The following is a 19,488-nucleotide window of genomic DNA, read 5'->3' as shown; positions in this document are numbered from 1 at the left end:
TGAACGCATATGACGACCGACGACGCCGGTGCCGACGAGGATGTCTCGTTCTCCGTGACGGTCGAAAACGGGTGGACGACCATCGTGATGGAGGGGGACAAAGACACCGCGGTTATCGTTCACTCAGAATCCGGCGAGCGAATCTACCTCCCGCCCGAGGGATTCGACGCCGACTCATCGAGCGACAGTCCGTACCAGCGCTCCGACAGCGCCTACCAGCCGGCTGACTCGCCGTACCAGTCGGTCCAGACTGACGACTCGCCGTATCAGTCCGCCCGCGGTACGATGCCCCGCGAAGGCATGGTTCCGACGCGAAACGGCTATCGAATCCGCCACCCCGAACCGGTGACGGACCTGCGACTGCTGCGGTAATCTCTCGATACCGCTACTCGGATTCTTCGAGCACGTCGCGGTAGTAGTCGACCGTCTCGTCGACGACGCGGTCCCACGTGTATGGTTCGTACTCTGGTTTTCCTTCCAGCGAAAGCCCGTACTCGATACCGTCGGCAATCGAGCGTGATTCAGGGTCGACTTCGATGACGCAGTCGTCCGGAAGTACCTCCGCTGCCCCGCTTTCGGTGGCGACGACGCGCGTGCCGACCGAGAGGGCTTCGACGATTGTGATGCCGAAGGGCTCGGACAAAGACGGCGAGACGAACAGGTCGGCGGAAGCGTAGTAGTCGCCCAGTTCTTCCTCGGGGACGTATCCGGCCCACTCGATACGGTCTTCGATGCCGAGCAGTTCGGCGAATCGCTTGAGTTGGGCAGTGAGGTGGCCCGACCCGCCCATGACGAGCGTCACGTCCTCGCGGTCGAGTCTCTCCAGCGCGTAGACGAGGTGCGCAATGCCTTTCTGGTCGGTGTGGCGGCCGACGAAAAAGAGCATCTTCCCGTCGATTCCGAGTTCGGCTTTGATGTCGCGGCCGGTCGTCTCGCACTCCGAAAAGCCGTTGTAGATGACGTGGCAGTCGCCGCCGTACTCGTCTTTGACCTTGTTGGCGAGGAGTTCGCTCACCGCGATGAGGTGGTCACAGCGCTCGACGACTCGGCGCTCGGTTTCGACTTCTCGCTGCGGCGGGTCGATGTTGCGGTCCGACGACAGGGAATGGAACGTCGAAACCCACTCGACATCCTCGTTGGTGGACTTCGCACGCGACCCCGGGGCGTAGCCGAACCAGTCGTGCGTGTGGACAATATCGGCGTCTGCGGCCCGCTCGGCGAACGTCGACCCCAACCGGCCGATGCGCGTGATGATGTCGCCGTCGCCTGTCGGTACACCGATGATGCCCTCACGGTCCGGGGCGTACTCGGCGGGCAACACGAGTTCAATCTCGACATCGTCGCGTTTTTCGAGACGCTCGAACATCTCGCCGACGTGCGTGTCGAGGCCGCCGCTCACATTCGGCGGGAACCCCCACCCCAGCATGAGGACCTTCGGAACCATTGATGCCACAATGTAGCACGGTGGCCTATTTAATTCCTCTCTGCTCGATTCCGTCACCGAAAGGCGTTTTCGCCGCCCGCGCGACTCGCGGATATGCACGTCCACGTGAACGCCGCCACGAGCGTCGACGGAAAACTCTCCTCTCGGAGACGCGAGCAGGTCAAGATTAGCGGCGACGACGACTTCGCGCGCGTGGACAGGATACGCGCTGCCGCCGACGCCGTGCTCGTTGGCGTCGGCACCGTCCTCGCGGACGACCCACATCTCACGCTCGACGACGCGGAACTCGTCGCCGCGCGTGCCGAGGATGGCGACAGTCCGCACCCTGCACGTGTCGTCGCCGACTCGCGCGCCCGAACGCCGACTGACGCGCGCATTCTGGACGACGAGGCGACGACCTACGTCCTCGTCTCGGAGGCGGCACCGGAAGCCCGCACACGAGAACTCGAAGCTGCAGGCGGGACTATCGTCGTCGCGGGTTCGGAGCGCGTCTCGTTTCCGGCCGCGTTCGACGCCCTCGAAGACGCAGGCGTAGAGCGACTGATGGTCGAAGGCGGCGGTGAGGTCATCTTCTCGCTGTTCGACGACGGCCTCGTGGACGAACTCACGCTCTACGTCGGGTCGATGGTTATCGGCGGCCGCGACGCGCCGACACTCGCAGACGGCGACGGATTCGTCGATTCGTACCCCCGACTCTCGCTTCGGGGGGTGGAACGCGTCGACGACGGAGTGTTGCTGACGTACGACTGCTGAGCGGACAGCCCTCGTCAGAGCTGAGTGGACGGGGTCCCGTCAGAAATCAAACGTTCCCGGTCGTGCATCCCCGTGCAGACGGGCGCAACCGGTAAGAGTGTCGCGCCAATATGAATCTGCATGAGTACACCCGAAGCAACCGGTACCCCCATCCACGTCGAGAGCGCGGACCACCTCGACGAACTCGTCGCCGACCACGACATCGTCCTCGTGGACTACCACGCCGAGTGGTGTGGCCCGTGCAAGATGCTCGAACCCACCGTCGAGGAAATCGCCGACGAAACCGACGCCGTGGTCGCAAAGGTCGATATCGACGAACTGCAGGAACTCGCCCGCGACAAACAGATTCGCAGCGTCCCGACCCTCCAGTTCTACCACAACGGCGAGCAGGTCCAACAGGTCATCGGCGTCCAGAGCAAAGAGGACCTCGTCGAAGTCATCGAACAACTCGGGTAGACTCACACGGCCGTCCTCGTCTCGGTCTCACGCTTTTTTCGTCCACTGAGCGGAGAGCTTGGGTCGTCTTCGGAGTCGAGTAGCGGAGAAACTCGAGTAGCGGAGAAAAGCGGCGACTCAGAACGGCGCGTCAGAAACGTCAGGTTCGAACCCGGAGCCGGGTTCGTCGTCGTAGGTGCCCCCGGTCGAGGCGTGGACTGCGTCGATTTCTTCGAACTCGGTGACCATCCGCGACTTCAGTGCCTGAATCGTCATCGGCGAGATGCCGCACCCGGAACACGCGCCGGTGAGCGAAATCCACACCTCGCCGGACTCCTCGTCGATGGCATCGATGCCGGCGCTCCCGCCGTGCATCTGAATCTGGGGGAAGTTGCGGCGCATGAACAACTCGATGCGCTCTTCGAGCGACTGCTCCGACGATTGTGAACTCATACCGGGAGGTGGGCAGTCTGCGAGTATAACGGTTTCTTCGTCGGAAAATCGGCGGTTTTTCCGGTTCCGCACCACGATTCGCCGGGCGGCGAGGGCTTTTTACCACGGAGAGTGAATCGACGGCTATGATTTCACTCGACGAAGCAGTCACCGCCCGTTTAGAATCGCACGGCGCGCGCTTCGAAGTTCTCATCGACCCCGACGCAGCACTGGCAATCAAACGCGGCGAGTTCGACGGCGACCTGGAGGATGTCATCGCCGCCGAAGACGTGTTCGAAGACGCCTCCCGCGGCGACCGCCCCGCCGAAAACGACCTCGAGGAGGTGTTCGGGACGACCGACCCGTTGACGATTATTCCAGAAGTCGTCAAGAAGGGTGAAATCCAGATCACCGCCGAACAGCGCCGCGAGATGCAAGAACAGAAGCGACGGTCGCTCATCAACCGCATCGCGCGAAACGCGGTCAACCCGCAGATGAACGACACGCCGCACCCGCCCGAGCGCATCGAGCGCGCGCTCGAAGAAGCCGGATTCCAAATCGACCCGATGGAGCCAGTCGAACAGCAGGTTGACGACGCGCTAGAAGCGCTGCGACCGGTCATTCCAATCAAGTTCGCCGAAGTCACGGTCGCGGTCCAGCTCCCGGCCGAATACGCCGGCAGCGGACAGGCACAAATCCGGGGTTACGGCGAACTTGAACGCGAGGAGTGGCAAAGCGACGGCTCGTGGGTCGGCGTCATCACGTTCCCTGCGGGGATGCAGAACGACTTCTACGACAAGGTCAACAACATCACGAGCGGCACCGCCGAGACGCGCATCATCAAGGACGAAGACGACCTCTAACTCCGACGGTCTCGGAACCGGCGAACAGCGACCGAACCGCGATTACCCTTTTTTGAAGCCGACGAGGAAGCCGCCGGAGAAGCCAGCCGAAATAGAGAGCGTCGAGAGGATGGTCGAAATCCAATCCGGCGGTGCGCCGGTTGCGGCGTCCTGCGTCGCGCTCACGAGGCCGCCAGTGAGGCGTTCCCAGTCGACGGTGATGATGCCACGCGATTCGAGGAACTTGAACACGGCGAGTTCGAGGCCGACGATGACGGCGATGAGCTTTGCCACTTTCTTGGCGGCGAACCCGATGATGCCGCCGACGACGGCCCCGCTTCCGAATTCGAGACCGAGTTGTTGCGGGTCGATGCTCAGTTGCAAGGGGTCCATACGCCGAACATCCTGCGTATTCGTATAAGTGATTTGTGGGAACTGCGCCTCCCGATAGCGGTGGCGACTGTCTCGTCGAACGCGAGTAACCTACAAGGTGCGTCACGTGTTACCAAATGTATGGAATCGGAGGTGACGGGACGCCATCTCATCGTGTGAACCGACCCGAGGGGGGCTTAAGTGCCTCCGCTGGCAAGAGTACACCGACACAGTGCAGGCGACATACCAGACAAACAGGGGACGGCGATGACTCGCGTCGTCATCGCGAAGCGCGCCGATAGGGGTGACGCCGACCTCTCAGAGATTACAGACCTCGCGCGAGCGGCTGGCTACGACGTTGTCGGGAGCCTCACGCAAACCCGCGACGAGGACCCCGCATACCACTTCGGTGAAGGAAAAGTCGAAGAGTTAGCGTCGCTCGTCGCTCGTGAGGACGCGGGGGCCGTCGTCATCGACAACCGACTGGGGCCGTACCAGACGTACAACATCGGCCAGAAACTCCCCGCAGACACCGAGGTCATCGACCGCTTTACGCTCATCCTCGAGATTTTCGGACAGCGAGCGAGCACGCGCAAAGCGCAGTTACAGGTCGAACTCGCCGAGTTGCGCTACGAACTTCCGCGCGCCGAGGCGAAGGCGTCGCTGGCGAAGCGCGATGAACGACCGGGGTTCATGGGCCTCGGCGAATACGACGAGAGCCGCGAGCGCGACATCAAAGCCCAGATTTCGCGCATCAAGAACGAACTCGACGCCATCGCCGAGAAAGAAGAGACGCGGCGCGAGCAGCGTCGGGAGTCTGGGTTCGACCTCGTGGCCCTCGCCGGATACACGAACGCCGGGAAGTCGACGCTCATGCAGCGTCTCGCCGCCGACCTCGAAGTCGGCCAAAACGACGACTTACACCCCGACCTCGACCCGACCGCCGAGTCAGAAGACAAGTTGTTCACGACGCTCGGGACGACGACCCGCCGCGCCGAGACCGGGAAACGAGACGTGCTTCTGACCGACACCGTCGGGTTCATCTCCGACCTGCCGCACTGGCTTGTCGAGTCGTTCAAGTCCACGCTCGATTCGGTCTACCGCGCCGACCTCGTCTTGCTCGTAGTGGATGCCTCCGAACCGCTCGAAGAAATGCGGGAGAAACTGGTCACGAGTCACGACACGCTCTACGAGCGCAACGAAGCGCCCATCGTGACCGTGTTCAACAAGGTGGACAAGGTCGACGACGAGGAACTCGAAGAAAAGCGGGCGGCGCTTTCGGCGCTCGCGCCGAATCCGGTTCCCGTCTCCGGACTCACCGGCGAGAACATCGAGGAGTTGACAGAGCGCGTCGAGCGCGCCCTGCCCGCGTGGGAGCGCGAGCGCCTCTTACTCCCGATGGCCGACGACACGATGAGTCTCGTCTCGTGGCTCTACGACCACGCCCACGTCGAAAGCGAGGACTACGAAGGCGAACAGGTACTCGTCGAGTTCGAAGCGCGACCGGAAATCGTCGAGAAGGCGCGGGCGAAGGCGTCGTCGCTGTCAGTTACCGCCGACACCTGAGCCGCGCCGTTCCGGGTTATTCGACCGACTGCTGCTCCGTCATTCGACCGACCGTTTCTCCTTCGTCACGACTTCGATATCCGTGATTTTCGTCCCCGGATACTGGCCGTTGTCGTCCTTCTCCGCAGCTTTCACCATGTCCCAGACGACGTTGAGACCGGTCGTGACGCCTTCCAAGGCCTCCATCTCGCATCCCGTCTTCCCCGTCGTCTCGACGGCCACAGAGAGGGAGACCGCATCGTCACTCACGTCGAAGTCGGTGTCCACGTTGGTGATGGGAATCTGATGGCACATCGGAATCGTCTCCCACGTGTGTTTGACTGCCTGAATCGCGCCGATTCGGGCAGTGGCGAGGACGTCGCCTTTTCCGATTTGGTCCTCGCGGATAGCCCGAACCGTGGACTCGCTGAGGTGAATCGTGCCGCGAGCAACCGCCCGCCGCTTGGTGTCGGGTTTGGCTCCGACATCGACCATCTGGACGTTCCCCTCGTCGTCGACGTGGGTCAGGTCGCGTTCGTCGGAAGCGTCGTCTTCGCCCGTCATTCGTTCACCTCCATTCCAGCAGGCACACGTTCGAGCACGTCGGTCGCAACGAGACCGCTTCCGAACTCCTCGACCGCAACGTCGCCCGCGCGACCGTTCGCGTAGGCGGCGACCGCGGCCGCGTCGAGCGGCGGGAGGACGCACGCGAGCGCGCCGGTCACACCAGCGAGCACGTCGCCGGTTCCGCCGACAGTCATCCCCGGATTTCCGGTGCGATTGACGCGAACCTCGTCGCCGTCGGAGACCACGTCGTAGGCACCCTTGACGAGGAGCACGTGGCCGAGTTCGGCAGCGAAGTCGCGGACGAGGTCGGTCCGGTCGCGCCAGTCGTCGGCCGTCTCGCCGCCCATCTTCTGCAGTTCGCCCTGATGCGGCGTACAGACGAGCGTCGCCTCGGTGTCCACGTCGGGGACGACCTGTAGCGCGTCGGCATCGACGACTGCGATTCCGTCGTAGTCGGAGAGGAACTCGCGGACTGCGTCGAGCGTTTCGTCTGAATTGCCGAGTCCGGGGCCGAAGACGACCACGTCGCGGTCGGCCGCGAGTTCGAGGAGGTCCGGAACGTGGTCGGGTGTCAAGTGGTCACCCGAGAAGCCGGAGACGATGAGGTTCTCCGAGTACCCTTGAATCTCGCGGGCGACGTGTTCGGGGCAGGCAACGCGGGCGAGGTCGGCACCGGCGCGGAGGGCGGCCTGCGCGGCGAGTGCGGGTGCGCCGGTGTACGGACCCCCGCCGACGACGAGCACGTCGCCGTGGTCGCCTTTGTGACTCTGCTGGTCGCGCCGGAGGGCGAGCAGGTCGCCGGGACCAGTGAACAGTTCGGCGGCCGCCGGAATGCCGATGTCGGCGACCGTAACCTCGCAGTCGAGCGATTCGAGACCGGGCTTGTCGTCGTGGAAGGTGACGACGTGGTCGGCCTCGACGGCGACGCCTGCGGCCTTACCGGTGTCGGCGTCGACGCCCGAGGGAACGTCCACGGCGAGCACTGTCGCTCCGGCATCGTTGAGTGCGCGGGCGGCAGTCGCCTCGGGTTCGCGGAGGGCACCTGTGACGCCAGTTCCGAGCATCGCGTCGATAACCACATCCGGGTCGCCGAGGTCGAATCCGGTCGAGTCGGTGACGGTTCGGCAGTCCGCCTCGGTGGCGACGAGCGCGTCCCAGTTCTCGCGGGCGATGTCCGTCGAGATGGTCTCGGGGCGACCGAGCAGGTGGACAGTTACGTCGTACTCCTTCAGGAACCGGGCTGTGACGAAGGCGTCGCCGCCGTTGTTCCCGCGTCCGGCGACAATAGCGACCGTGGAACCGGGGTCGGCGAGGTCGCGGCACACCCGAGCGACGGCGTTCCCACTCGACTCCATGAGCTGTTTCCGCGGGACGCCGAGGGATTCGGCGTTCAGGTCGACCGCGGCCATGCGTCGACTCGTAATCATGTGCTGGTGTTCGTCCGGTCCCGCGTTACCGTTTGTGGTCCGGGACCACGCCTCGCTAGCGTCCCGATTCGCAACGTTTGACTCCGGTCCGGATGAAGATGAGGTAGTGACTCGCCGACTCTTTGGAACCCTCTGCGGACTCGTCTTCCTCGTCAACTTCGGTCGTGTGGCATTTCCGCCCCTCGTCGAAACCCTTCAGACCCAGTTCGGCGTCGGCCCGGCGACCATCGGCGTCGTGACCAGCCTCGTCTGGTTAGGGACGGCGCTCCCGCGTATTCCCGTCGGATACCTGCTCACCCGCGTCCCGCGGCACCGCGTCGTCCTCGCGTCTGGGACCTTGCTCGTTCTCGCGTCCGCGTTCACCGCGAGCGCGACCTCGATTCCGATGTTGCAGGTCGGCGCGTTCGCCATCGGCGTCGCCTCGGGCGCGTACTTCGTCTCGGCAGTTCCGCTCATCGGTGAACTGTTCCCCGAGCGCGTCGGCCGGATGGTCGGCATCCACGGGACGGCCAGTCAGGTCGCCGCCGTCGCCGCCGCCCCCATCGTCGTCGCCATCCTCGCCACCTTCTCGTGGCGCGAGACGTTCTGGGCGCTCTCGGTCGCGGCGGCGGCCGTGACGCTTCTCCTGGTGGTCGTCTCCCGCGACGGGAGCATGGACGCAACGACCGGCGCGGACCGGAACTTCATGGCCGCACTCGGCCACTGGAAGGTCATCCTCACGGGCATCCTCCTTATCGCCCCCGCTGGCTTCATCTGGCAGGGCCTGTTCAACTTCCTCGTCTCGTACATGACGCAGGCGAAAGGGTTCGGGCCGACGGAAGCGAGCACGATGCTCACTATCGTCTTCGCTGCGGGCGTCCCGGCATTCTCGCTTTCGGGTCGCCTCGCCGACAAACTCCCGCACGTCCCCTACATCTTCGCCCTCCTCGTGGCGTTCTCGGGGGCGCTCTTTGCCCTGACCGTCGCACAGGGATTCCTCGCGGTTGCAGTCGTCATCGCCGTCCTCGGCTACGTCATCCACAGCCTGTTTCCCGCGCTGGATACGTTCATGCTCTCGTCGCTTCCGAGCGACGTGCGTGGCAGCGCCTACGCCATCTTCAGCGGTGCGGCGCTGCTCTTGGAGGCCAACGGCAGCGGTGTTGTCGGGTTTCTGACCGAGGCGAACTACCCGTTCGAGTTCGTCTTCCAGACGCTCGCCAGCGCGTTGGTCGTCAGTGTCGCACTGCTGGCGGTGCTCTACACAGTGAATCGGTTACCGGGCGTAAATCGAGGTGCTAGCACGTCTACGTAGCTCTCCGAAACGGTTTACTACCTACCCTTCATTTTGTTGATATCGTGTCAGGGTTGTTACCGTCCAACGGCGACGTAGAACTCGGTGGTGAGGGGTCGCCGCGCGTCCACTTGTTTGACGACGAGGAGACGGAAGAACTCATCGGGAGCCTCTCGTGTGCGACAGCACGGGAGATACTATCCTGCTTACACGATTCCCCCGCAACAGCAGCGGAGCTCGCTGAATCGGTCGATACGTCGATTCAGAACGTGAGACACCACCTCGGCAACCTCGAAGACGCCGAGTTGGTCCGACTTGCTGGAACGCGGTACTCCGAGAAGGGCCGCGAAATGAAAGTGTATGCTCCGACCGACGACCCGTTTGTCGTCTGTGTCGGCGGCATCAGCGACGACGGTGCGCGAGAAGGCATCGTCGACGCAATCGAGTCCTTTTTAGAGTAGTTCGGCCGGCGAGGAAGAGGCACCCCCCGCCACCGCAAACATTCAAATACGAAACCACGGCCAGTCACCGACATCCCTATGGCCGTCCCAACTGGACCTGAGAGCGTGACCTGGCAGGAGGTGTTCGGCCACCCGGAGGCGTACCCGGAGCAAGCCGACGGAATCGAGACTGCGATAGCAACCGCCCGAGACGACGGTTTCACGGTCGTCGAAGGCGCGTGCGGGACTGGCAAGACGATGCTGGCACTCACCGCCGGTATCGAACTCGTGCGCGACCCCGACTCCGATTACGACCGCGTGTTCGTCCTCACGAGCGTCAAACAGCAACTCCGGCAGTTCGAAGCCGACCTCCGCACCATCAACGAGAACCTCCCCGACGAGTGGAAACCCGTCTCCGGCCTCACGCTCGTCGGGAAGGCCGACGTGTGTCCGTACAGTAGGGAACGATGCGGTGGCATCGACGAATCGACCGTCTACGACCGATGTGAAGGCCTCCGCGACCGAACCCGCGGCCTCGTCGGCGACGGCGGCAGGACGAGCGCAGAGGCGCTGGCGAAAGACGCCCGCGAGCAGCAGACGGGCCTCCTCGACACTGGTTCGTCGGCCGCTGGTCCCTCCTACCTCGACACCGCGGGCGAACCGACGCCGTACCCGAAGTCGATGCCCGAGTACGAAGACGTGGAGTACTGCCCCTTCTATGCGAACTTCCTCGCCGACCTCCCCGAGGACGGCGACCCCGTGGAGGCCGTCCCCTTCGAGTTCGACGACAAGGGACTCATCACGCCCGAAGACCTCGTGTCCCTCGCTGCCGGTGCGGGCTCCTGTCCGCACTCTGTGATGGGCGCACTGTTGTCCCACATCGAAGTCGTCGTCGGCAACTACTACCACGCGTTCGACCCGACGACGGTCGGGACGTTCACCGGCCCGCTCGTCGACGACTCCACGTTCGTCATCTGCGACGAGGCGCACATGCTCGAACCGCGCGTCCGTGACCTCGTCTCCGTCGGCGTCGGCGACCGAACTCTCCGCGACGCCGAAAGCGAATACACTCGCGTCATCCAACCCGTCGAGTTCGACGACGCGGGGAAGTCCACCGCCGACGCTGACCTCGTCCGCGGCGAGTTACAGGAAGCCGACGTGACGCTCCGTGAACTGAAGGAGACACGAGACTTCATCCGCGACCTCCGCGAGGAACTCGACCGCCGCGTGACCGCCTATCTCGACACCGAGTACGTCGGGTGGCGCGCGGACGTGACCGAACTCACAGACGAGGAGATTCCCCTTCGTGACCCCGAAGAACCCGCCGTGGACGAACTCACCGAATGGGCCGAGTCGAACGGCTACGACGAGGGGACGTGGGTTCGCGCCGAAGCCACGGGGTCGGCCGTCGCCCGCATCCTCGACTCGGTCGAAGAAGAGGACAAGCGCAGGGCTGCCCCCGCCGCAGGCCGCGCACTCGCCACGTGGGCCTACGCCGACCACGAGCGGTACTTCCGCGAAATCGACCTCGAACGGACGTGGGACGAGATGGAACCGCCCGAGTCGTGGCGACGCGCCTACAACGCCCGCCTCTCGGTCCACAACTGCGTTCCGGGTGAGGCAATCGCCGAACGACTCGCCGACTTCGGCGGTGGCGTCCTGATGAGCGCTACGCTCGAACCGCTGGACGTATTCCGGCGCGTCACCGGCCTCGACTCCCTCGTGGACGACGGCCGCCCGGTGGCCGAGCGAACCTACGGACTCGGCTTCCCCGACGAGAATCGCGCGAGTTTCGCCGTCGACGTGCCGAAGTTCACCCACAGCAACCGCGGCGCGCCGGGCGAGGAAAACGACACGCGACTCGCCCACGCCGACGCTGCGGTGGAAGTCTGCCGACGCTCGCCCGGAAACGTCCTCGTCGGGATGCCCAACTACGCCGAAGCAGAGTGGATGGCGGACGTCCTCGACGAGCGCGTCGAGCGGCCGGTTCTCCTCGACGAGTCATCGGACGATGGCGCGACAGAAGACCTCAAAAGCGACTTCTTCGGCGGGGGCGCGAAGGTGCTCGTGACGAGCCTCCGCGGGACGCTGACCGAAGGTGTCGATTACAGCGGCGACCGCCTCTCGGCCGCCGTGGTCTGCGGTGTCCCGCTCATCAACACGTCGTCGCCGCGGACGCGCGCAGTGATGACGGCCTACGACAGAGAGTTCGGCGATGGGTTCGAGACTGCACTGACCGTCCCCGCCGTCCGAAAGGCCCGGCAGGCGCTCGGGCGCGTCATCCGTGGCTGGGACGAAGTCGGCGTGCGAGTCCTCGTGGACGCTCGCTACGCCCGCGACTCGTGGAACGGCGTACGCGAATACTTCCCGGAAGAAGAGTGCGAGGAGTTCCGCCCGGTGAGTCCTGATATGCTCGGGTTCGCGCTCGACCAGTTCTGGTCGGGCGTGGAATAGCCCTCGTTTCGTACTGCGGCCGGGCTACCGCTCGTCGTCCCAGTCCTCTCGACACGCTTCGTCACAGAAGTGTCGCTGTCGTGCCTCCCCGTCGTCGACCCACGTGACGACACGGTGGGTTGGGGCGTTTACGATTGGCTCACCGCACGTCGCACACGTCGGGGCGTCGTCTGGGTCTATGTCCTCTTCTAAGTCAGATGTCGGGTCGACCATTGAGACGCATGTGGCGTGGCCGCGTACTTCAACCCGACTCCGGCGGCAGAAGTCGCCCACCGGGAATCGGCGACGGTACCACCGCTTCCCGCCGACGAAACAGGTGCAACCACCACCCGCGACTATGTTTCACACTCGTCTAGACCCCTCGGCAACGTGCTGGTACCACGAGGTATTGGCAATGTATACCACACTTAGTGAAAGTTATGTAATCACCGTCCCCTCTGTATATGCGACGGCGAATGTCCGAAATGCCCGCTCACCAAGACTCGGTTGCAGGGAATACAGACCGCTTCGAACCGGATACGTCCGAGGGGACCTTCCTTCACAGCGTCGTCGTAAACTACCGAGAAGGCTCCGACCAGGTGACGGTGTATCCGCGGCGGGACAGTTGCTGCGACCAAATCGAGGCGTGGTTGACCGCTAACGCCGACGCCTTCGTCTCGCTCGAAGAGATGCGGTGACTGGACGCGACGCCCCGTAGCCGGGGACACAGGCGTCGTCAGTCCGTGAACTCCGCATCCGAGAGGGTCTTCTGTACCGCTTCTTCTCCGACGGCCGCCGCAAGCGCTTCGAATCCTGCGCGCTCGGCCCGGCCGCGGGCGTTCGCAACCAACCGCGAGACGATGAACTCAGGCGTGGACTTGCCGACGGTGCCGAACCGTGGTTGGTAATCGACGCGGAGTTCCAGCGATTCGGTCAGCCCTTCTGCGAAGATACCGTCGATGCGTGCCTCCGGCGGGAGCGGGCTAAGCTCGTCCGCGAGGTGCGTCACGTAGACGCCGAAGGCGTCGCGTTCGACGGTGAGGTTCACCAAGCCGTTGAGCAGGTCGGCCGCGCGGCCCGGTTCGGTGATGGCCTCGAACTCGTCGACGAGCATCATGGTCCGCCCGTCGCCCGAAAGCGGCGGCACGATGGATTTGAGCGTCGATTCGAGGACGCCCGCGTTGAAACTCGCGTGTCGCCGGTGGAACACCAGTGCGTCGAATCGGCCGACAACTGCCGATTCGGCGGGGACCGGAAGCCCCATCGACGCGAGGATGGCCACCTGCGAGAGCGTTTCCAGCAATGTGGTCTTCCCACCGCTGTTCGCGCCTGTCAAGACGGAGACGCGGTCACCACTCGGCGGGACGACACCCGACGAACACGAAAGGTCGTGGTCGCCGACGGCGTAGGAGATTGGCTGCGGGTCGTCGAGAAAGAGATTCCGCGCGCCGCACACTGCCAACCCCGTCTCGGCGAGTGTCGGTTCCGAGAGGTCGTATTCGTCTGCAAAGCGGGCGAGCGACAGCGACAGTGCCACGTCGTCGACGGCTTCGACGGCAACGTCAACGTCGTCACGGGCGGCCCAGATGCGGTCCCGAAGCTCCTCGGCCACGGTCTCTTCCCGTGATTTCACGTCGGCTTCGAGTTCGTCCACGAGCGCCCGGAGCGACGTGCTCACGAAGTCAGCAGCGTCGCGGGCGTCCGCGGCGGCGGCCGATTCGACCTCGCCCCGCGAGAGGTCCGTCTCGTGAGAGACGTACTCGACGAACGCCGCCCGGAAATCGTCGAGCGACCGAACGCCGCGCTCCTGAATCGTTTCGAGCACGTCGAACGCCCCCGATTCGAGGGTCTGGAGCGTCTCCAGTCGGTCGCGCATTCGGTCGAGTCGGTCGTCGGCACCGGGTGACACCGACCCGTCAGGAGCGACGTAGCCGAGGGCACCGAGCGCATCGCGGAGCGCGTCCGGGTCCGCCTCGTCGAGCGCCTCGAACGTCTCACCGCGGAGTCCAGCGTCGCGGAGTTCGAGCGCGGTCTTGACTGCGGCACGTTCCGTCTCACCGGCCTCGTCGTAGGCGTCGAACGCCTCTCTCACGGCGGTTCGCGCCTCGGCGTCCAGACGCGCCCACGCGTCACGGGCCGCGAGCACTCGGTCGAGTCGGTCGCGGCGGGCCTCGATTGTCGGACGCGGCGTCAAAACCCGAATTCGGTCGGCGGCGTGTTCCGTTACGGCGCACTCGCTTGCAAGCGTGAGTAAGTCGTCGTAGACATCCCTCGCGTCACGGGTCGCAAGGGCGTCGATGCCGCTTTTTCCGTTTGCACGCCGGAGAATACGCACCGCCCGTCCGCGGGTGACCCCCGCTTCGACGAGCGCACGAACGTCGGCCGACTCGATGGCGGCAACCGCGCCCTCCCTGCCGAGTGCCGATTCCAAGCGGGCCGACGTTTTCGGACCGACCCCCCAGTAGTCTTCGAGTCGCATACCGGCCGGTCACACCGATGTGTCTTAGGTTATCCGTCGTGCAGTCACGCGACCGAGGAGAGGGGCTAGTTCGAGGCGACGCGTTGGTCCGTCGAATCGGGTCTCTTTGTCGCCTCTGTTGTCTCTGCCGCGTCTGTTTCAGTTGGCGGTCCCAACAGATACTGGCCCGGGACCGCCGCAGTGTCTTGGCCGATATTGTGAGCAGCACAAGTCGCAAGCGCGGTGGTGAGGGTCCGTACTGCGAGTTCGTGGTCTGCCCGGCACGACCTGAGCGCCATCGGTCCGATTTCGAGGTGGTTGTACGCATCGAGGTCGTCCGGTGTGGCGACTCCCCGTTCGAGGAAGTCCGTCGCTATCTCGACCAGTAGTGTGTGCATGTGAATTAGTTCGTTTTTCTTCATGAATCGCACATACGTGCTCATCTGGCGTAAAGCCGGCGGTAAAGCGTGTTTTTAGTCTTTAATCTGTCTCAACTAGAAATGAATGTACGTCGGTTAGACACGTATAAATCATGTCTCTCAGAAGAAACGACTCTGGAGTTTCAGATTTAGTCAGGACGACGTACGACTCGCTCAGTGAATGGCGGTGGACAGACGACTCGCTGAGAGAGTAACTATGGACAGACCACTCTCTCAGCGGGTCGTGTTTCGAAGGGAGTAGGGTTGGGCAGGGACACGTCCGAGGCGAGAAGAGGGGGTTGGGGGGTCTTCTCAGTTGCGGACGTGCGGGCACGACGTGACCGGGGGGTCACTGTGTCCAGTTTAGTGGATGGGTCGTTCCGTAGTAATTCCCGACCCTATTCTATTAGGGAATTCCCGACTGCTCTGGAAACGCCCAAGGTGGCGGAGCACGCCAGTGGAGGTATGCGACCACAGGGACGCGAGTATCGGTCGGGGGTCGCCGCCAAATGACCGACTCGCGCTCGACGCCGAACGACGACGACGCTACTCGTGACACGGACGTGAACGAGTCGGGGCACACGCGCGAGGTGCTTGACCGGCAACGCGAGGAGTTCGAGCGAATCGTCGCCGACATCGAGGAGTACGCACTCTTCCAACTCGACGCGTCGGGGCACGTCGAAACGTGGAACCGCGGCGCGGAAGCCATCAAGGGGTACGCGACCGACGAAATTCTCGGCGAGCACATCAGGACGTTCTACACCGACGAGGACCGTGAGCGCGGCCGCCCCGAGGAGTTGCTCGACACAGCGCGAACGAACGGCCGGGTCGAAGACGAGGGATGGCGCGTTCGCGCCGACGGCACCCAATTTTGGGCGTCAGTCGTCATCACCGCGCTGACCGACGCCGACGGGTCGGTTCGCGGATTTGCGAAGGTGACCCGCGACATGACCGACCGAAAGCGCCGCGAACGCCAACTGGACGCCGTCTTCAACAGCACGTTTCAGTTCATGGGACTGCTCGACACCGAGGGGACGGTGCTCCGCGTGAACGACGCCGCGCTCCAACTCATCGATGAGGAGCGCGGCGACATCCTCGGCCGTCCAGTCTGGGAGACCCCGTGGTGGCGAGGTGACGACGAACGAATTGCGAAACTGAAAGACGCTCTCTCGCGGGCGGCGTCCGGTGAATTCGTCAGATACGAGGTCGAAATCGACGACACAGATGAGGGAGGCGTCAAGCGCCCGATAACCATCGACTTCTCTTTGACACCCGTCTACGACGACGACGGTGAGGTCAGTCTCATCGTCCCCGAAGGCCACGATATCACCGTCCGAAAGGAACGGGCTAGGGAACTCCGACGCGAACAAGAGCGACTGGAGTTCGTCAACCGCGTCATTCGGCACAACCTGTTGAACGGTCTCAACGTGGTCGGCGCGCGCGCCGACATCCTCGGCGACTTCGTGGACGATGCAGGCCAGACGCACCTGGAGACAGTCCGCAACCGGGTCGACGAGATGACGGACCTCGTCGGGACCATGCGGACGTTCATGAACGTCATCGTCGAAGACGAGGCCCACGAGTTCGAACCGCGGTCGCTCCCGAAAACCGTCGAAGAGTGCGTTGCGAACGTGCGTGCCGACAACCCGGATGCAGACGTGTCTGTCGGCGCGATTCCGCACATCTCGGTCTGGGCCGACGACCTACTCGACGAAGTCGTCGAACAACTCCTGACGAACGCGATTCAGCACAACGACGCGGCCGACCCGACCGTCGACCTCGATATCGCAGCGGGCGACGGCGTGGTCGAACTCCGTGTCTCGGACAACGGCCCGGGAATCCCCGACGAAGAGAAACACCGCATCGTCGACAAACGTATCGAAGACCTGTCGAATCCGAGCAGCGGATTCGGGCTCTTTCTCGTTAGAGAAATCGTCGAGGGATACGGTGGCGAGATTCGCATCGAGGACAACGACCCCGCCGGGTCGACGTTCGTCGTGACACTCCCGCGAACAGCTACCGACTGAAACGGCGGCGAAATGTGACGTTTATTTTGGCTAAAATACGCCTCGAACGATGGCCAGATATATATCTATACACTGAGACAGTCCTTTCGATACGATGGCTTCCGAACGCTCGGCGGAGCACGAGTCTGAACAACAGGCCGCCGAGCCAGTCGTCCTCGTCGTCGACGACGACAAAGACCTCGCAGACACCTGCCAGTACTGGCTAGATGGCGGCCGCTACGCCGTCGAAACAGCCTACGGTGGGACCGACGCGCTCGAACGACTCGACGACAGCGTCGACGTCGTCCTCCTCGACCGTCGCATGCCGAGCGTCTCCGGCGACGATGTACTGGACGAGATTCGCGCCCGCGGCCTCGACTGCCGCGTGGCGATGATGACGGCAGTCGAACCCGACACGGACATCGTCGATATGCCCTTCGACGCGTATCTCGTCAAGCCCGTCTCGGAGGCGGAGGTCACAGAGACCGTCGAAGAACTGCTCGTCCGCGCTGGCTTCGAAACGGAGGTCCGCGAATACTTCGCCCTCGAATCGACCGAAGAGGCCCTCGAGAGTCGCGACATCGAAGAGCTTCGTCACCCCAACGCGCTCGACGACCTTCGGGAGCGACTCGCCGCCATCCGCAACGAACACGAGACTGCTATCGAGAACCGAGAACAGCAACTCGCCCACGTCAACAGAGTCAACGAACTCCTTCGAGAGGTCGACCGCGCTATCGTTGACGCGCGAACGCGGGGCGAAATCGAAGAGACGGTCTGTGAGTCCGTCGCCGACGCCCACGAGGCCGCCTTCGTTGCCCGCCGAACCGCGGCCGGGACGCTTCGCTGTACCGCCGCCTCGGGTCTCGACGTAGACCCCTCGGCGGTCGACCTCCAGTTCGTCGCTGAGGCCCTTGGCCCCGACATCTCGCCCGACGATATCCACCTCTTCGACGAGCTATCGAAGTCACACAAACAGGAGATATTCAACGGCCGGGGAGACGACTTCGCTTCGGTCTCGGCGCTCTGTGTGCCCATCACGTACCGCGAGACGGTTTACGGCGTCCTCGTGGTCTACGACGATGGAACGCGATTCGACGACGAATCGGCTGGCGTCTTCTCCGACCTCGGGTCGACGGTCGGAAACGGCATCAACGCCATCGAGAGCAAGCGACTTCTCAACGGGGACAGCGTCGTCGAACTCGAATTCACCTTCGGGGCGGACTCCGACGCACTCGCGTCGGTCACTTCTGCCCTCGGCTGTACCCTCTCGCTCGACGGGGTCGCACAGGTCGACGACACCGTGACGTGCTTTGTGACCATCACTGGTGCGGCCGCGAGCGAGGTCGTCGAGGCCGCAGAGACCCGTCCACAGTTCGAGCGGGCGCGGGTCGTCGCGGACGGTACTGACGAGTCGGTCGTCGAACTCCGTCTCTCCGAGGATTCGATTCTCCTCACAGCAGCCGACTACGGGGCGAGCATCGAAGCGTTAGAACTCGACGATGGGCGCGGGACACTCGCGCTCCACGTCGCCTCGGATGCAGACCACGGGGCTATCGTCGAGACGATTTCAGGGGCGGACCCCGGAACCTCGGTCGTCGCAAAACGCGAAGTAGAGCGAACGGTCACGTCCGCGGAGTCGTTCCGGACCGACCTCGACGACAAACTGACTGACCGGCAACAGTCGGTCCTCGAAACGTCGTACGTCTCCGGGTACTTCGATTGGCCACGCGGAAGCACGGCAGAGGAAGTTGCGGACGCACTCGGCATCTCACCGCCGACGCTCCACGAACACCTTCGAACCGCGGAGCGAAAGCTCATCGAAACGTATCTCGAAGACAAACACGTGTCCGAAGACGGTTAGTCTAACGTCGCTTCTGCGGTGTCTTCCGCGACGGTATCCGGTGTCTTAGTCGCGGCCGTGTCCGTGGAGTCGGCCGGTTCTGTGTCACTTTCTGTGTGCCGAGCGGACGCTTCGAAGAGGTCGGATTTCGTGACCGGTTTCGTCAGTACGTCGTCGGCAGGGAGATCAGAGAGGTCCGCTCGGGGGGTCGCCGTCATGAGGACGACACGCAGGTCGCTATCGCTCGATTGTCGTCGGAGTTCGAAGAGAACATCCTCTCCGGAGAGACCGGGGAGGTTTCGGTCGAGAAAGACCACATCGACGGCGTCGTCGAACGCCGCGAGCGCCTCTTGTCCGGAGTAGGCGACGCGAACGTCGTACTGCTCGCCGAGCCAGAGGGCGATGCTATCCGCGAGCGCGACCTCGTCGTCGACGAGGAGAATCGTTGGCGCGTCGTGTGTGGCGTTGGATGTCATCTCTCGAACCGGATTGAAGCGTTATCTGGAAGGCGACCCGGCCCGCTTGCGGCCGGAGGGTCTACTCACGCGTCGTTCATTCGCTGCGAGCGAGTCTCGCCGCACCGCGCGCACGTCGTCACCCGATATGGTTCGCGGGAGAACTGCCGGTTTTCTCGTTTTCGGCTCTCGGTTTTGATTTCTATCGAGACTTCGTGAGGGGTGTGCGACTTGCACGATGGGCACTCTTCGACGAACTCGTTTCTGCGAGGGCTGCTCTTACTCTTCGACATAGGGCGGTCGTAAAAGAAACTACGGGTCCGTCGCCGTTGAATAAGGAGCCTAACCGA

General features: G+C 63.6%; 20 protein-coding genes and 1 pseudogene. 11 read left to right on the top strand and 10 right to left on the bottom strand.

Annotation, left to right across the window (positions count from 1 at the left end):
• The first annotated feature begins 9 nt into the window (after positions 1-9).
• On the top strand, positions 10-372 hold the full coding sequence (locus ACH9L7_RS05960; RefSeq protein ID WP_396612814.1) for a hypothetical protein: 363 nt from the start codon (positions 10-12) through the stop codon (positions 370-372).
• A 13-nt stretch (positions 373-385) separates the two neighbouring features.
• Here the strand turns inward: ACH9L7_RS05960 and ACH9L7_RS05955 are convergent, their stop codons facing one another.
• Positions 386-1,426, bottom strand: coding sequence for a glycosyltransferase family 4 protein (locus tag ACH9L7_RS05955; protein WP_396613228.1), 1,041 nt, complete (start codon positions 1,424-1,426; stop codon positions 386-388).
• Between the two features lie 111 nt (positions 1,427-1,537).
• Here ACH9L7_RS05955 and ACH9L7_RS05950 point away from each other — a divergent pair, with 111 nt between their 5' ends.
• Positions 1,538-2,197, top strand: coding sequence for a 2,5-diamino-6-(ribosylamino)-4(3H)-pyrimidinone 5'-phosphate reductase (locus tag ACH9L7_RS05950; RefSeq protein ID WP_396612813.1), 660 nt, complete (start codon positions 1,538-1,540; stop codon positions 2,195-2,197).
• Between the two features lie 120 nt (positions 2,198-2,317).
• Positions 2,318-2,653 (top strand): thioredoxin, encoded by a 336-nt coding sequence (gene trxA, locus ACH9L7_RS05945; protein WP_396612812.1) that lies wholly within the window; start codon positions 2,318-2,320, stop codon positions 2,651-2,653.
• 117 nt (positions 2,654-2,770) lie between these two features.
• On the opposite strand, the gene ACH9L7_RS05940 is transcribed toward trxA, so the two are convergent.
• On the bottom strand, positions 2,771-3,085 hold the full coding sequence (locus ACH9L7_RS05940; RefSeq protein ID WP_396612811.1) for a NifU family protein: 315 nt from the start codon (positions 3,083-3,085) through the stop codon (positions 2,771-2,773).
• A 125-nt stretch (positions 3,086-3,210) separates the two neighbouring features.
• Between ACH9L7_RS05940 and ACH9L7_RS05935 the strand changes: the two genes are divergently transcribed.
• A complete protein-coding gene (locus ACH9L7_RS05935) occupies positions 3,211-3,927 on the top strand; it encodes a ribosome assembly factor SBDS (protein ID WP_396612810.1) in 717 nt (238 codons plus the stop codon).
• 42 nt (positions 3,928-3,969) lie between these two features.
• Here ACH9L7_RS05935 and ACH9L7_RS05930 read toward each other — a convergent pair whose 3' ends face one another.
• Positions 3,970-4,299, bottom strand: coding sequence for an FUN14 domain-containing protein (locus ACH9L7_RS05930; RefSeq protein WP_007539889.1), 330 nt, complete (start codon positions 4,297-4,299; stop codon positions 3,970-3,972).
• A 246-nt stretch (positions 4,300-4,545) separates the two neighbouring features.
• Here ACH9L7_RS05930 and hflX point away from each other — a divergent pair, with 246 nt between their 5' ends.
• On the top strand, positions 4,546-5,844 hold the full coding sequence (hflX, locus tag ACH9L7_RS05925) for a GTPase HflX (protein WP_396612809.1): 1,299 nt from the start codon (positions 4,546-4,548) through the stop codon (positions 5,842-5,844).
• Between the two features lie 39 nt (positions 5,845-5,883).
• Here hflX and moaC read toward each other — a convergent pair whose 3' ends face one another.
• Entirely contained in the window at positions 5,884-6,387 is a 504-nt protein-coding gene (gene moaC / locus ACH9L7_RS05920; protein ID WP_396612808.1) for a cyclic pyranopterin monophosphate synthase MoaC, read from the bottom strand.
• Positions 6,384-7,799 (bottom strand): NAD(P)H-hydrate dehydratase, encoded by a 1,416-nt coding sequence (locus tag ACH9L7_RS05915; protein ID WP_396613227.1) that lies wholly within the window; start codon positions 7,797-7,799, stop codon positions 6,384-6,386. Before ACH9L7_RS05915 ends, moaC begins: the two co-directional genes overlap by 4 nt.
• Before the next feature lie 124 nt (positions 7,800-7,923).
• Here ACH9L7_RS05915 and ACH9L7_RS05910 point away from each other — a divergent pair, with 124 nt between their 5' ends.
• From ACH9L7_RS05910 to ACH9L7_RS05900, 3 genes are all read left to right on the top strand, one after another.
• Positions 7,924-9,108 carry an MFS transporter gene (locus ACH9L7_RS05910; RefSeq protein WP_396612807.1) on the top strand — a complete coding sequence of 395 codons (1,185 nt, stop codon included), beginning with the start codon at positions 7,924-7,926 and terminating at the stop codon, positions 9,106-9,108.
• A 44-nt stretch (positions 9,109-9,152) separates the two neighbouring features.
• The gene (locus ACH9L7_RS05905; protein ID WP_396612806.1) at positions 9,153-9,548 is read left to right on the top strand and encodes an ArsR/SmtB family transcription factor; all 396 of its coding nucleotides are present in this window, start codon (positions 9,153-9,155) and stop codon (positions 9,546-9,548) included.
• Positions 9,549-9,626: 78 nt separating this feature from the next.
• Complete coding sequence (locus ACH9L7_RS05900) at positions 9,627-11,981, top strand: ATP-dependent DNA helicase (protein ID WP_396612805.1); 2,355 nt, start codon at positions 9,627-9,629, stop codon at positions 11,979-11,981.
• Between the two features lie 24 nt (positions 11,982-12,005).
• Here the strand turns inward: ACH9L7_RS05900 and ACH9L7_RS05895 are convergent, their stop codons facing one another.
• Positions 12,006-12,194 (bottom strand): hypothetical protein, encoded by a 189-nt coding sequence (locus tag ACH9L7_RS05895; RefSeq protein WP_396612804.1) that lies wholly within the window; start codon positions 12,192-12,194, stop codon positions 12,006-12,008.
• A gap of 242 nt (positions 12,195-12,436) precedes the next feature.
• Here ACH9L7_RS05895 and ACH9L7_RS05890 point away from each other — a divergent pair, with 242 nt between their 5' ends.
• The gene (locus tag ACH9L7_RS05890; RefSeq protein ID WP_396612803.1) at positions 12,437-12,658 is read left to right on the top strand and encodes a hypothetical protein; all 222 of its coding nucleotides are present in this window, start codon (positions 12,437-12,439) and stop codon (positions 12,656-12,658) included.
• Between the two features lie 38 nt (positions 12,659-12,696).
• Here ACH9L7_RS05890 and ACH9L7_RS05885 read toward each other — a convergent pair whose 3' ends face one another.
• Both ACH9L7_RS05885 and ACH9L7_RS05880 read right to left on the bottom strand, forming a co-directional pair.
• Positions 12,697-14,439 (bottom strand): DNA mismatch repair protein, encoded by a 1,743-nt coding sequence (locus ACH9L7_RS05885; protein WP_396612802.1) that lies wholly within the window; start codon positions 14,437-14,439, stop codon positions 12,697-12,699.
• A 65-nt stretch (positions 14,440-14,504) separates the two neighbouring features.
• On the bottom strand, positions 14,505-14,840 hold the full coding sequence (locus ACH9L7_RS05880) for a UPF0058 family protein (protein ID WP_396612801.1): 336 nt from the start codon (positions 14,838-14,840) through the stop codon (positions 14,505-14,507).
• A gap of 611 nt (positions 14,841-15,451) precedes the next feature.
• Between ACH9L7_RS05880 and ACH9L7_RS05875 the strand changes: the two are divergent.
• Positions 15,452-16,864, top strand: a pseudogene (locus ACH9L7_RS05875) (PAS domain S-box protein); the annotation flags it as partial.
• A 94-nt stretch (positions 16,865-16,958) separates the two neighbouring features.
• Positions 16,959-18,704 carry a bacterio-opsin activator domain-containing protein gene (locus ACH9L7_RS05870; protein WP_396612800.1) on the top strand — a complete coding sequence of 582 codons (1,746 nt, stop codon included), beginning with the start codon at positions 16,959-16,961 and terminating at the stop codon, positions 18,702-18,704.
• On the opposite strand, the gene ACH9L7_RS05865 is transcribed toward ACH9L7_RS05870, so the two are convergent.
• Complete coding sequence (locus tag ACH9L7_RS05865) at positions 18,701-19,159, bottom strand: response regulator transcription factor (protein WP_396612799.1); 459 nt, start codon at positions 19,157-19,159, stop codon at positions 18,701-18,703. The two genes, ACH9L7_RS05870 and ACH9L7_RS05865, sit on opposite strands and share 4 nt — an antisense overlap.
• 65 nt (positions 19,160-19,224) lie before the next feature.
• Positions 19,225-19,431, bottom strand: a complete 207-nt coding sequence (locus ACH9L7_RS05860) for a hypothetical protein (RefSeq protein WP_396612798.1) — start codon at positions 19,429-19,431, stop codon at positions 19,225-19,227.
• Positions 19,432-19,488 lie beyond the last annotated feature (57 nt).

The organism is Haloferax sp. S1W (assembly GCF_044593955.1).
Taxonomy (GTDB): Archaea; Halobacteriota; Halobacteria; order Halobacteriales; family Haloferacaceae; genus Haloferax.
This window is presented reverse-complemented; position numbering and strand designations above follow the sequence as displayed.

Bases quoted from the DNA above. Each gene is read 5' to 3' on its own strand.
- ACH9L7_RS05960 (WP_396612814.1), top strand. From the start codon at position 10: ATGACGACCGACGACGCCGGTGCCGACGAGGATGTCTCGTTCTCCGTG.
- ACH9L7_RS05955 (WP_396613228.1), bottom strand. From the start codon at position 1,426: ATGCTGGGGTGGGGGTTCCCGCCGAATGTGAGCGGCGGCCTCGACACG.
- ACH9L7_RS05950 (WP_396612813.1), top strand. From the start codon at position 1,538: ATGCACGTCCACGTGAACGCCGCCACGAGCGTCGACGGAAAACTCTCC.
- trxA (WP_396612812.1), top strand. From the start codon at position 2,318: ATGAGTACACCCGAAGCAACCGGTACCCCCATCCACGTCGAGAGCGCG.
- ACH9L7_RS05940 (WP_396612811.1), bottom strand. From the start codon at position 3,085: ATGAGTTCACAATCGTCGGAGCAGTCGCTCGAAGAGCGCATCGAGTTG.
- ACH9L7_RS05935 (WP_396612810.1), top strand. From the start codon at position 3,211: ATGATTTCACTCGACGAAGCAGTCACCGCCCGTTTAGAATCGCACGGC.
- ACH9L7_RS05930 (WP_007539889.1), bottom strand. From the start codon at position 4,299: ATGGACCCCTTGCAACTGAGCATCGACCCGCAACAACTCGGTCTCGAA.
- hflX (WP_396612809.1), top strand. From the start codon at position 4,546: ATGACTCGCGTCGTCATCGCGAAGCGCGCCGATAGGGGTGACGCCGAC.
- moaC (WP_396612808.1), bottom strand. From the start codon at position 6,387: ATGACGGGCGAAGACGACGCTTCCGACGAACGCGACCTGACCCACGTC.
- ACH9L7_RS05915 (WP_396613227.1), bottom strand. From the start codon at position 7,799: ATGGCCGCGGTCGACCTGAACGCCGAATCCCTCGGCGTCCCGCGGAAA.
- ACH9L7_RS05900 (WP_396612805.1), top strand. From the start codon at position 9,627: ATGGCCGTCCCAACTGGACCTGAGAGCGTGACCTGGCAGGAGGTGTTC.
- ACH9L7_RS05895 (WP_396612804.1), bottom strand. From the start codon at position 12,194: ATGGTCGACCCGACATCTGACTTAGAAGAGGACATAGACCCAGACGAC.
- ACH9L7_RS05890 (WP_396612803.1), top strand. From the start codon at position 12,437: ATGTCCGAAATGCCCGCTCACCAAGACTCGGTTGCAGGGAATACAGAC.
- ACH9L7_RS05885 (WP_396612802.1), bottom strand. From the start codon at position 14,439: ATGCGACTCGAAGACTACTGGGGGGTCGGTCCGAAAACGTCGGCCCGC.
- ACH9L7_RS05880 (WP_396612801.1), bottom strand. From the start codon at position 14,840: ATGAAGAAAAACGAACTAATTCACATGCACACACTACTGGTCGAGATA.
- ACH9L7_RS05870 (WP_396612800.1), top strand. From the start codon at position 16,959: ATGGCTTCCGAACGCTCGGCGGAGCACGAGTCTGAACAACAGGCCGCC.
- ACH9L7_RS05865 (WP_396612799.1), bottom strand. From the start codon at position 19,159: ATGACATCCAACGCCACACACGACGCGCCAACGATTCTCCTCGTCGAC.
- ACH9L7_RS05860 (WP_396612798.1), bottom strand. From the start codon at position 19,431: ATGTCGAAGAGTAAGAGCAGCCCTCGCAGAAACGAGTTCGTCGAAGAG.